This window comes from Actinomadura meyerae (assembly GCF_900188445.1).
GTDB lineage: Bacteria > Actinomycetota > Actinomycetes > Streptosporangiales > Streptosporangiaceae > Spirillospora > Spirillospora meyerae.
Genome location: NZ_FZOR01000016.1, coordinates 154123 through 165283, shown reverse-complemented (window position 1 = coordinate 165283; position 11161 = coordinate 154123). Strand labels below are relative to the sequence as shown.

General features: G+C 72.9%; 10 protein-coding genes and 2 rRNA genes. 7 read left to right on the top strand and 5 right to left on the bottom strand.

Annotated features, from left to right (window positions below):
• The 3 genes from CHF16_RS18510 to CHF16_RS18500 all read left to right on the top strand — a co-directional run.
• Positions 1-104: ribosomal RNA gene (locus CHF16_RS18510) — 23S ribosomal RNA — on the top strand; the annotation flags it as partial.
• Between the two features lie 157 nt (positions 105-261).
• Positions 262-378: ribosomal RNA gene (gene rrf, locus CHF16_RS18505) — 5S ribosomal RNA — on the top strand.
• Positions 379-523: 145 nt separating this feature from the next.
• A complete protein-coding gene (locus CHF16_RS18500) occupies positions 524-1609 on the top strand; it encodes a DUF6461 domain-containing protein (RefSeq protein ID WP_089327308.1) in 1086 nt (361 codons plus the stop codon).
• 102 nt (positions 1610-1711) lie between these two features.
• On the opposite strand, the gene CHF16_RS18495 is transcribed toward CHF16_RS18500, so the two are convergent.
• Positions 1712-2446 carry an alpha/beta hydrolase-fold protein gene (locus CHF16_RS18495; RefSeq protein ID WP_089327307.1) on the bottom strand — a complete coding sequence of 245 codons (735 nt, stop codon included), beginning with the start codon at positions 2444-2446 and terminating at the stop codon, positions 1712-1714.
• 33 nt (positions 2447-2479) lie between these two features.
• Complete coding sequence (locus CHF16_RS18490) at positions 2480-3406, bottom strand: hypothetical protein (protein WP_143228035.1); 927 nt, start codon at positions 3404-3406, stop codon at positions 2480-2482.
• Between the two features lie 41 nt (positions 3407-3447).
• Here CHF16_RS18490 and CHF16_RS18485 point away from each other — a divergent pair, with 41 nt between their 5' ends.
• A complete protein-coding gene (locus tag CHF16_RS18485; protein WP_089327305.1) occupies positions 3448-5925 on the top strand; it encodes a hypothetical protein in 2478 nt (825 codons plus the stop codon).
• A 20-nt stretch (positions 5926-5945) separates the two neighbouring features.
• On the opposite strand, the gene CHF16_RS18480 is transcribed toward CHF16_RS18485, so the two are convergent.
• The 3 genes from CHF16_RS18480 to CHF16_RS18470 form a co-directional block, all read right to left on the bottom strand.
• Positions 5946-6446: a tetratricopeptide repeat protein gene (locus CHF16_RS18480; RefSeq protein WP_245868759.1), complete on the bottom strand. Its 501-nt coding sequence runs from the start codon at positions 6444-6446 to the stop codon at positions 5946-5948.
• A 223-nt stretch (positions 6447-6669) separates the two neighbouring features.
• Positions 6670-7557 (bottom strand): phosphotransferase family protein, encoded by an 888-nt coding sequence (locus CHF16_RS18475; RefSeq protein WP_089327303.1) that lies wholly within the window; start codon positions 7555-7557, stop codon positions 6670-6672.
• Positions 7554-8324 carry a helix-turn-helix domain-containing protein gene (locus CHF16_RS18470; RefSeq protein WP_089327302.1) on the bottom strand — a complete coding sequence of 257 codons (771 nt, stop codon included), beginning with the start codon at positions 8322-8324 and terminating at the stop codon, positions 7554-7556. Before CHF16_RS18470 ends, CHF16_RS18475 begins: the two co-directional genes overlap by 4 nt.
• Before the next feature lie 87 nt (positions 8325-8411).
• Here CHF16_RS18470 and CHF16_RS18465 point away from each other — a divergent pair, with 87 nt between their 5' ends.
• The 3 genes from CHF16_RS18465 to CHF16_RS40325 all read left to right on the top strand — a co-directional run bounded on the left by CHF16_RS18465 (position 8412) and on the right by CHF16_RS40325 (position 11154).
• Positions 8412-8834 carry a nuclear transport factor 2 family protein gene (locus CHF16_RS18465; RefSeq protein ID WP_089327301.1) on the top strand — a complete coding sequence of 141 codons (423 nt, stop codon included), beginning with the start codon at positions 8412-8414 and terminating at the stop codon, positions 8832-8834.
• 81 nt (positions 8835-8915) lie between these two features.
• Positions 8916-10217 (top strand): UDP-N-acetylglucosamine 1-carboxyvinyltransferase, encoded by a 1302-nt coding sequence (gene murA, locus CHF16_RS18460; protein ID WP_089327300.1) that lies wholly within the window; start codon positions 8916-8918, stop codon positions 10215-10217.
• 73 nt (positions 10218-10290) lie between these two features.
• Positions 10291-11154 carry a hypothetical protein gene (locus CHF16_RS40325; protein WP_089327299.1) on the top strand — a complete coding sequence of 288 codons (864 nt, stop codon included), beginning with the start codon at positions 10291-10293 and terminating at the stop codon, positions 11152-11154.
• Positions 11155-11161: the final 7 nt, after the last annotated feature.

Genomic DNA, 11161 nt, shown 5'->3' with positions numbered 1-11161 from the left:
GTGGGTGTAAGGCCCCCGGTAGACGACCGGGTTGATAGGCCGGAGATGGAAGCGCGGTAACGTGTGGAGTCGACCGGTACTAATAGGCCGAGTGGCTTGAACACACTGAACGTTCAAAGCGAGTCGCTGTTGTGGGTTTGTTCGCGTCCCTGTGTGGTTCTCAGGAAACAATCCGGGAACCGCAGTCATTAAAAATACATACCGAGCTGAGTCGCTCGGACGTTGATTTGCCCGCCTGGCAACGGGTGGTGCGTTGAGGCGTTCGGTGGTTTTGGCGAAGGGGAAACACCCGGTCCCATTCCGAACCCGGAAGTTAAGCCCTTCAGCGCCGATGGTACTGCATGGGAGACTGTGTGGGAGAGTAGGACACCGCCGGACTTATATTGCAGGAAGGCCCCGCCGTCACGGCGGGGCCTTTCTCGTTTTGTCAGTGGCTCACTGGAGGATGTCGGCACAGGAAGCCCGCGCATCGCACGATGCCGCGGTGATCTTCGGGCCGTGCCGCCGACCTTTCGGAGGAGTCATGCTCAGCGTCTCGTATGACGACGTCAAATGGGCTGAGTCGTTCAACGAGATCTACTGTTTCGCCTTACTCAAAGGCGTCGGGGAAGACGAAGCATTGTTGCGTCTAGGGGGTCTTCCGGACATGTTTCGCCCCCGTACCTTCGAGGAGGCGAGCGAAATGTACGCCTCTTACGACGCGGGTTACCCGAACTTCGCGTTCGCTCTGGACCTCGGCGCCTGGACGATGCTGGTCGAGCCCGATGGCTTTCAGGCGGCCTCCATCGAGACGCAGAGGGCGCTTTCCACGGGCACGGAGCTCGTGACGGTTCAGCGGCACGACTACGCCGACCATGGGTTCGGCTACGCCGTCGACGGGACGCTGGTGACCGGGTTCGAGCCCACCTGGCCCGGTCGCCGCTGGGGCTCCGACCCCGACCGCCTGCTGGGCAAGATGCGCACGGCGGGCCTCGATCCGGACATGGACGACGAGGACGACTTCGTGTCGGGTGCCTACGTCCCGGCTCTCCTGCTCGCAGGACTGGTCACCGGCGTGCTTCCGCATCAGGACGCCTTCTCCGGGCGGATCCTGTCCGCCCAGATCGAGCCCTGGTTCAGTGCCGCCGAGCCCAGCCTCGCCTACGGGCCGAAGGATCCCGATATGATCGCGGCCCTCGATGGCGCCCCGCCGCACGTGCTTCGTGCCGTCGCGGCGCGGGAGACGATGCGCCAGGCGTCCGTCCTCGGCGTGGACGGAACACCCGGCCTGGCCGAGGCGGTCGCCGCGGCCGAGCGCGGTGAGGAGGTGAAGGTGTCACCGACCTCGGAACTCGGCATGCACGTCCGTTCCTGGTTGACGCGCTCACGACAGGTGTGGGGGTCGCTCAACTCCCCGTCCGACCGCTGGAACATGAGCGAGGACGAACGGGAGGCGGCCTCGCTGCTGGGCTGGTTCGCGGGGACGTTGAGGGCCGCGCTCTGGCCGAAGCCGCATGCCGCGGCCCGCGCCGTGCTCCGCGGGCTCACGCAGGCGCCGCCCAGCCTCCTCGACCCCGCTCAGGAGATCGCCGTCCTGCGCGCCCTTCGCGGCGACGCGCGCTCGACCTGACACCTGGCGTTCCACGCCTTCGGCCTTCCCGTGACGAGGAGGCCGACCCTCTTGAGGGGCGACCCTGCTGCGCAGGGCTGACCAGGAGTTGAGGGCGGACGGTCACGGCTCATCGCGGTAGAGGTGCACGAGCCCACGGGTCACGGCCGCCGGCCATACGGTGGCGTGCTGCTCGTCGGGGATCACTTCGCTGCGGACGTCGAGTGCCGGTTCACCGCGCAGGCGCGCGGTGAACCGGGCGAGGTCGGCGACCATGTCGAGCCCGGAGAGAGCCTCCCGCAGCGCGGCGGGCAGCACCGGCCAGCCATGGTCCGGGCTGTCCTCCCGCCCGCCGACGGCCAGGTAGACGTCGCCGCCCGCCCCGTCCGCGAGTGGCGCGCGCCGACCGTCGAGCAGCAGGTGGTCGTCCCACCAGAGCGACGGGCTGACCGCCAGATACCGGCGGAACCCCTCGGGACGGCGGACGAGTGCCCAGCAGGTGAACAGCCCGCCCAGGGAGAATCCGCCGAGTCCCCGATCGTCGGGATCGAGCGAGTGGGCCGACTCCACGAACGGCGCCACCTCTTCGCGGATCAGGTCGAGCATCGCGCCGGCGCCGCCCGTCCCGTACGGGGTTTCGCCGAGCAGGTAGCGGGACGTGGCCCTGGTCGGTGTGAAGGTGAGGAACCCGTCGAGGAGATACATCACCGCCACCGGCTGCTCGGCGTCGGCGCGCAGTTCCGGAGGCGGTACCGCCACGGAGACGTGCCAGCGGTCCGTGGGCCGGTCTCCGGTGACCAGCGTGTACTGCACTGACCCCGGCACGTCCACCGGGCCGGCCGTCCAGCTCGCGGTCATGCGCGCCTCCAACGGATCGGCGGCCCGCCGGGATCAGGCGCGGGCGGCGAGGTCCTCGGCCGGACGGACGCGCGCCACCTCCGGCGTACGGGCGTCCAGCCTGATCTTCGCGAGGGCCTGGCGGCCGAGGTCGGCCGTTTCCGTGTGCTTGATCTCGCCCGGGGCGAGGTACACGGTGAGGTCCGGGAAGAGGATCAGCCTGCCGCCGTCGCTCGCCGGGCCGGTCCGGAAGTCGTGGGGGTCGCGCGGGGCGGCCAGCCGCTCACCGGCGAAGGCCACCGCCTCGTCCGGCTCGCGGGTCCCGGCCGGGACGAAGGTGCCGTTGCGGAAGTACACGGTGGTCTGCGTCGGGTCGCCGGCGGCGATCGCCGCCGATGGCGCGCGCGCCGGCGGGTCGGACGGGCGCCGGGTGAGCGTGCGGCTCGTCTGCTGCCGCCGGATCCGCCAGAGCTTGACGACCGCCCAGATGAGGACCAGCGGCCACAGGACGAGCAGCGCCACCAGCAGGCCCGCCCCGGGAGCGTCCACCTTGATGCGGAGCGCCTCGCTTGACCGGTCGCAGGCGACCGCGACGTAGTCGGTGGCGGGCGCGCGGAACGCCCCGACCCACCGGTACCCCTTGATCTCGGCTTCGTCGCCGCCGTGCCGTGCCCGGTCCAGGATCACCGGGTAGGTGCCCTTCGGCCCGCTCAGCACGCAGGTGCCGGGATCCTCGGCGCTCGCGATGACGTGCACGCGGTAACGCAGGCCTTCGTCCACCCAGAGGACCGCGCGCCCGTCGCCGGGCACGCTTCCGGGCCGGACGGCGTCGACCGTGGACGCGGTGAGGAGAGCGTGGTGCGTTCCCCAGAACAGCGCGGTGAGCAGGACGAGCAGGGCGAGCGGCCCGACCGGCACCAGATAGGAACGCCAGGACGTGGCGAACGGCACCCGATACCGATATGTCACCTTCTTTGGCACCCGCGAATTGTACGATCTTGCGACCTGGAAAGGGAGATCATTTGGACATCGTGCGGACCGAGATCGACGGCGTGCCCGTGTTCTGGACGGAGGGTGCCGCGGGCGATCCCGGCTACCAGGCGGCGCTGGTGTTCCGTGTGGGGCGGGCCGACGAGACCCTCGCGAGGGGCGGCCTTTCCCACCTGGTGGAGCATCTGGTGCTGCATGCCGTAGGCGATGCGGACTACCACCACAATGGCGCGGTCGACGCCACCACCACCACGTTCGTCACCCATGGCGAACCCGAGAAAGTCGCCGCCTTCCTGACGGCGGTGTGTCATTCGCTCGGCGCACTCCCCATGGAACGCCTCGAAGCGGAGAAGAACATCCTGCGGACCGAGGCCGAGGGACGCGAGTTCGGATCGACGGTCGGGATGCTGAGGTGGCGTTACGGAGCGGCCACCTACGGTCTGCCCGCCTATCCCGAGCACGGTCTCGCCGCCTTCACCCCCGGCGACGTCGAAGAATGGACGGCGCGCTGGTTCACCAGGAACAACGCGGCGCTGGCGCTCATCGGCGGCCCTCCGCCGGAGGGGCTGACCCTGCCGCTTCCCGAGGGTGAGCGGCGGCCGTGCCCGCCACCGAGCAGCGCGCTGCCGCAGACGCCCGCCTACTTCAACGCCGACGTCAACGGTGTCGCGCTCACCGGCGTCGTGCCGCGCGGCACCGCCGCCAGCGTGTACGGAGACCTGCTCGGCCGCCGCCTGCACCGCGTCCTGCGGCGGGAGAACGCGCTGAGCTACACGACGGGCGTCGATTTCACGGCGCGCCCCGGGAACACCGGGGAGATCCTGGCGTTCGCTGACGGGCTCGCCGAGGCGCGCTCCGAACTCGCGGAGCGGTTCCGGGCGGAGATCGAACGCCTCGCCGACGAGCCGGTGGACGCGGCGGAACTGGCCGAGGTGGTGGCGGCGCGGCGCACCCGCGGCGGCACGGACGAGGCCCGCGCGTCGCTGACGATGTCCTCCTGCCTGGCCGAGCTGACGGGGTCCCCGCGGCGCACGATGGAGGAGGCCCTCGCCGCCCTGGACGAGGTGGGGCCGGACGACGTCCTGAAGGTCGGCCGGACCATGCTCGACACCGCGCTGCTGATGCTCCCCGACGGCGAGGAGCCGCAGGGCACGCGCTTCGCGGCGGCGCCGCGGACCTCGACGGTCGCGGTCGACGGCCGGGTCCACACCCGTCCCGACGAGGCTCGGTGCGGGCTGATCGTCGGCGGGGAGGGGGTCACGTCGATGGTCGGCCCGGTCATGGCCACCGTCCGCTACGACGAGTGCGCCGCAATGCTCGCCTGGCCGGACGGCGGACGCGTGCTGTGCGGCCTGGACGGCCTGATGGTCAGGGTCGAGCCGAACGTCTGGAACGCCGGTCCCCAGGCGGTCGCGGACATCGACCGGCACGTGCCCGCCGAGGCGGTCGTGCCGCTGCCCGCGCGTCCCGACGACCACGTCCCGCCCCGCACCGGCACGGCGGTCGCCGAGCCGGACGCCCCGGCGGGCGGCGCGGCGCGGCCGGGTGCCGTAGCCGCTCTCTTCGGGCTGCCCGCGAAGATGAGGGCGCGGCGGCGGGAGCCCGCCTGGCGGGACGCGGCACTCGCGGCGGCGCTGCCGAAGGTGCGCGGCGGCGATCTGCGCGCGGGCCTGGAACTGCTGGCCGGCACCCGTGAGGACGCCGAGACCCGCAGCCTCTACCTGGAGAACCTCACCGACGCCGCGCTCGGGCAGGGCGCGCGGCTGGCGGAGCTGTCCGCGGACGACCCCGCCGACCCGGACCTGTGCCTGTGGCTCGGCGCCACCCGCATCGGCGAGGCGTGGAAGGCGCGCAGCGCCTACCGTGCCGAGTACGTCGGCGAGGAGCAGTTCGGCCGCTTCTGGCGGCGACTGGCCCTCGCGGGTCCCGCGCTCCACCGCGCCGCCGAACTGCTGCCCGCCGACCCCGTCCCCTGGGACAGGCTCCAGTGGCACGGCATCGGCATGCAGCTCGGACGGGACGAACTGGATCGCGTCTGGCGGGAGCTCACCGCACGGGACCCGTTCCTCTACGCGGGCCACATCTCCCGCGCCCAGGCGCTGTGCAAGAAGTGGTGGGGGTCGGACGCAGAACTGCTCGACTTCGCGCAGTCGGCCGCCGCCGCGGCCGAGCCCGGCGACCCGGTCGCCGCCGTGCTCGCGCTGGCGCACGTGGAGATCGGCCTCGAGATCGGCACCTGGGACGACCTGAACGGCTACCTGGCCCGGCCCTCGGTGCACGCCTCCCTCGCGGAGGCCGCCGACCGGTGGCTGTCCGCCGAGCGGCCGCATCCGCGGAACCCGGAGGCGCACCACTACTTCGGCGCGGTGTTCTACCGGGCCGGAGACCACGACCGGGCCAGGCACCACCTCGCCCAGGCCGGGCGCACCAAGGCCCCCGACCGCGCCTGGGGATACCCGGACGATCCGGACCGGGTTCTGGCGCAGGCCCGCCGGGACGTCCGCGCGTAGGCGCCCGCCGGACGGGGTCGCTAGCCCGCGGCCTCGTCCGGCATCAGGGCCGTCGCGTAGCCGGCGACGGAGCGGTTGTACTGCGGGAGGTGGCGGGAGAGCGCGCCGAGGGCGAGCGACACCGCCTCCCGCTCACGGCCGAGGTCGGTGAGCGCCAGGGCCAGGAACGCGGTGACGGCGTCGTCGAGGGCGTCGGACACGGCCTCGCGCTCCGCGGTCAGGAGGGCGGCGCTCTCCTCGGCCCGGCCGAGGTTGCGGAGGGTGCTGGCGTACTGGACGGCCGCCTCGCGCCGGCGCGTCCCGTCCAGCCCGGCGGCGAACGCGCGCTCGTAGTGGACGGCCGCCCGCGCCTCGTCGCCGATCGCGTCGTGCGCCGACGCCAGCTCGTACTCGGCGACCGCGTCGCCGGGCGGGAGCTCGCCGGTCAGCGCCTCGACCGCGGTGAGGAAGCCGGCGGGCTCGTACTCGTCGAACGCGGCCCAGAGATCGGCGATCCGCCGCTCCCAATCCGGAGTGATCACGCCTGCGAGGATAGGGGAGCGGCGGAGGCGGCCGGTGCGCCGCATGATCGCGGGGGCCGCAACGCCGCTGCAACCTGCCGTGCGGCACAATTGGACCGCTCGACACAGATCGGGACCATGGTCGCGTCGGTGCCAACCCACACATCTGCACCGGCGCGGCCACCGAGGCATGGTCACCGGGAGCGCGGCCGCGCCGCGACGGCCGCCGGCGGCGGACGGCGGGTCACACCTCCCGCGAGGCGGCGGCGAGACGGTTCCGGGTCCAGCTCGTGTGGCGTTCGCGCAGGTCGTCCACCGTGAGGTCGGTCCGGCCCAGGTCGTGGTAGTTGGGCAGCCAGGTCTCGACGGACCGGTATGAGCTGGTGAGGGAGAAGACGTCCCACAGGGCGAGGTCCGGGACGGGGCCGCCCGCCTCCTCCTCGTAGGCGCGGGTGAAGGCCTCGGCCGTGGCCGGGCCGTGCAGGAGGACGAGGTCGAGGCGGCACCAGGAGACGTCGAACCCGCGCGGGGCCAGCGACGCGCCCGACCAGTCGACCACACCGGTGAGGGCGCCGCCCTGCCACAGGACGTTGCCCGCCCAGAAGTCGAAGTGGGTGAGGACGGATCCGGCCCCGGTGAGGCGGTGGCCGCGGGCCGCCAGGAGCGGTGCTCCGGGAGCGGTGCCGGTGTCGCGGTGGTGCGAGGCGGTGGAAGCGGCCATGCCGTCGCGGAAGCCGGTGAGCCGTGCGGCGGGGACGGCGTGGAGGCCGGCCAGGACGCGGCCCTGCTGGACGGCCGCCGCCCCGGGATCGGCGGGCGTGATGTCGGCGCGGCCCGGCAGCCGGGTGATCAGTACGGCGGGCCCTCCGCAGCGCTCCCCGTGCGGGTCGGCGCCGAGGAGGCGCGGCGCCCGGCCGTCCAGGCCGTCCAGGACGTCGAGGACGTGGGCCTCGTTCAGAGCGGCGGTGTCGCCGGGCGGGAACCTGCGCAGGACGGCCTGCCCCCGCGGCGTTTCGAGCAGGTGCGTGGCGGCGTGCGTCCCGCCTGCCAGGCGGCGCACGGCGCGCACCGGGCCGCCGGTCGTCTCGGCGGCCCACGCCAGGGCCTCGGCGGGCGGCCGTTCCCCGGTCACGAGGCCGCCGGGGCGGTGAAGTAGGCGGCGCTGTCGGCGTCCGCCGGGTAGTAGGACTCGACGGCGATCTCGTCCAGCGTGATGTCCATCGGCGTGCCGAACGTGGTGATGGTCGAGAAGAGCCGCACCTCCCGGCCGCCGATGCGGATGATCATCGGGATGACGACGTCGGCGTCGGCCGACGGGCCGGGCGGGCCGTCGCCGGGGGCGAGGAGTTCCTCGTAGAGCGCGGCGAGCTCGGGGTCCGGGGCCTTCGCCAGCTGCCGGGCGACCCGGGAGCGGAAGACCGCGCGCACGTCGGCCAGGTTGGCGACCAGGGGAGCGAAGCCGCGCGGGTCGAGGCCGAGCCGGATCAGGTTGACCGGGGGCCGCAGGAGGTCGGGGTGGACGGATGCGAAGAACGGCTCGACGGCGCGGTTGGTCATCAGGATGTTCCAGCGGCGGTCGAAGACCAGCGCGGGAAACGGTTCGTGCGCGGAGAGCACCCGGGCGACCGCGTCCCGCGCGGCGGGCAGCGCGTCGCCGTCGAGCGGCCGCTCGGGATACCGGGGAGCGAACCCGGCGGCCAGCAGCAGCCGGTTGCGCTCCCGCAGCGGCACGTCGAGATGCTCCGCGAGCCGGAGCACCATCGCGGCGCTCGGGTTCGACTTGCCGGTCTCCACCAGGCTGACATGGCGGGCCGAGACGTCGGCGGCGATCGCGAGGTCGAGCTGGCTGATCCGCCGGTGGTGCCGCCACCCGCGCAGGAGGTCCCCGAACGTGTCCACGGTGCTCGAGAGTACTCAGCGCGGAGCGGGACGCCATGAAATGGGAGTTCATCGACAAGCGCCGCGAACCGGAGAAAAGCTGCGGCCATGACCACAGCTAACACGACCGCAGAGAACACGGCCGCAGCGAACAAGGACCTCGTCCAGCGGGCGCTGGGCGAACTGATCGGGACGGGCGACGTCGACGCCTTCGGGGCGTACCTGCGCGACGACTTCGTCCACCACCGGCCCGACGCGACCTCGTCCACCAAGGCGGAATGGCTCGCCGCGGTGCGCGCGGCGCTCGGGCCGCTCGCCGGCATGGAGGTCGAGATCGAGCACGTGGTCGCCGAGGGCGACCGCGTCGTGATGTCCTCCCGGCGCCGGCTGCCCGGCGGCAATCCGGAGGTCGCGATCGTCGACATCCTGCGCGTCGAGGACGGCCTGCTCGCCGAGGCGTGGGAGATCATCGAGCCGGTGGCCGGGGCCGCCGCCAACCTGCGCTGGTGGGAGCCCGGCGGGCGACGCTGACCCGTGGCGCCGCCGCCGGGGACGGGCGGCGGCGCCCGTTCCCGGCGGGCGGGGCCGCGGAGAAGCCGTAGTCTTGCTCGGGTGACTGAGAAGCTTTGGCAGATCGAGCCGTCGGGGCCGCTGCGCGGCGACGTCACCGTGCGCGGGGCGAAGAACGCGGTCAGCAAGCACATGGTCGCGGCGATGCTGGGCGAGACGCCGAGCACGATCGGCAACGCGCCGGACGTCGGCGAGGTCGGCATCACCGCGGGCATGCTGGAGCACATCGGGATGGCGGTGGAGCGCTCCGGCGGGGACGTCACCGTGGTGCCGGGGCCGGTGGCGGACCCGAGCGTCGGCAAGGCGTTCACCGGGCTGAACCGCATCCCGATCCTGATGCTGGGGCCGCTGCTGCACCTGGCGGGCGAGGCGTTCGTGCCGCTGGTCGGCGGCGACCCGATCGGGCGGCGCCCGGTCGACTTCCACGTGGACGCGCTCAGGGCGTTCGGCGCCGAGGTGACGCACGAGGCCGACGGGATCCACGCGCGGGCCACGCGGCTGGTCGGGACCCGCGTCGAGCTCCCGTACCCGAGTGTCGGCGCCACCGAGACGGTGCTGCTGGCGGCGGTGCGGGCCGAGGGCAAGACCGTCATCCGCAACGCGGCGACCGAGCCGGAGATCATCGAGCTGGCGCTGTTCCTGCAGCGGATGGGCGCCCGGATCTCGTTCGCCCCCGACCGGCGGATCGTCGTCGAGGGCGTCGAGCGGCTGAGCGGGGCCCAGACGCGGCTGGACGGCGACCGCATCGAGGCGTTCTCCTACCTGGTGGCCGGGCTGGTGACCAGGGGAGAGGTGCGGGTGCACGGCTGCCCGCAGGACCGGCTCGTCACCGCGATCACCACGCTGGCCCGGATGGGCGCCGAATTCGAGATCACCGATGACTGGATCATGGCGTCCGCGCGGAACGGGCTGAGCCCCGCGGCCGTGCAGACCGACACCCATCCCGGGTTCGCCACCGACTGGCAGACGCCGCTGATGGTCCTGTTCACGCAGGCCGAGGGCATGTCGGTGCTGCACGAGACGGTGTACGAGAACCGGCTGGCGTACGTGCCCGCGCTGCAGAGCATGGGCGCCGAGATCGAGGTCTACGACACCTGCCTGGGCGGGCCCGCCTGCCGGTACCACGACACGGCGGCGCTGCACTCGGCCGTGGTGCGGGGCGTCACCAAGCTCCGGGGCGGGGACGTGACCATGCCCGACATCCGGGCCGGATTCTCGGCGGTGCTGGCCGCGGCCGTCGCCGAAGGGCCGTCCACGCTGCGGGGCGTCCACCACATCGAGCGCGGCTACCACCGCCCGGTCGAGCAGTTCCGCGCCCTGGGCCTCGCCCTGCGGGAAGGGTAGCCGGGACGAGCGTTACCCGGTGATGACCGAAACCGACAAGACGGGGCCGGGGGCGGCGGGTCAGGGTGGAGCCATGGACATCGACAAGGCATCCGAGTTCATGGCCACGCACGCCCGCCTCCTCGACCGGCGCCGCTTCGAGGTGCTGGTGGGGGACGGTGACCGGGACGCGCTGCTGGCCGCGCTGAACGCCTACCGGAACCCCGACGGCGGCTACGGGCACGGGCTGGAGCCCGACCTGCGGTCGCGGACGAGCCAGCCGGGCCCCGCCCTGCACGCGTTCGAGGTCTTCGAGGACCTCGCCCCCGTCACGGCGCCGGAGGCCGCCGCACTGTGCGACTGGCTGGAATCGGTCTCCCTGCCGGACGGCGGCATCCCGTTCGCGCTGCCCGTGCCCGACCCGGCCGGGTGCGCGCCGTTCTGGGCGGGCGCCGACACCGGGTCGTCCTCACTGCAGATCACCGCCGTGGTCGCCGCGATGGCGCACCGCGTCGCCGTCCATGACAAGGCCGTCGCCGGGCACCCGTGGCTGGAGCGCGCGACGCGCTACTGCCTCGACACCGTCCGGACGAGGGACGAGCTGCACGCGCTGGAGCTGGCGTTCGTGCTCTGGCTCGCCGACGCCGTCGAGGACACCGAGACCATCGAGGCGCTCGGCGGGCACATCCCGGAGAACGGGTGCGTGCACGTCCAGGGCGGCCTGGAGGACGAGATGATGCGGCCCCTCGACTTCGCGCCCTATCCGGGACGCCCCGTAAGGGCGCTGTTCAAGGACGAGGTCGTGGCGGCCGAGCTGCGGCGCCTCGACGCGGAGCAGCAGGACGACGGCGGGTGGCGCGTCGACTTCGCCAGCTACTCCCCGGCCGCCGAGCTGGAATGGCGCGGCCATCAGACCGTCAAGGCAGTCTCCATCCTGACCCGCAACGCCGCTGGCTGAGCCCCTC

Excerpts from the sequence above, each read along its gene's own strand:
- CHF16_RS18500 (WP_089327308.1), top strand. The coding sequence starts at position 524 with ATGCTCAGCGTCTCGTATGACGACGTCAAATGGGCTGAGTCGTTCAAC.
- CHF16_RS18495 (WP_089327307.1), bottom strand. The coding sequence starts at position 2,446 with ATGACCGCGAGCTGGACGGCCGGCCCGGTGGACGTGCCGGGGTCAGTG.
- CHF16_RS18465 (WP_089327301.1), top strand. The coding sequence starts at position 8,412 with ATGACCACAGCTAACACGACCGCAGAGAACACGGCCGCAGCGAACAAG.
- CHF16_RS40325 (WP_089327299.1), top strand. The coding sequence starts at position 10,291 with ATGGACATCGACAAGGCATCCGAGTTCATGGCCACGCACGCCCGCCTC.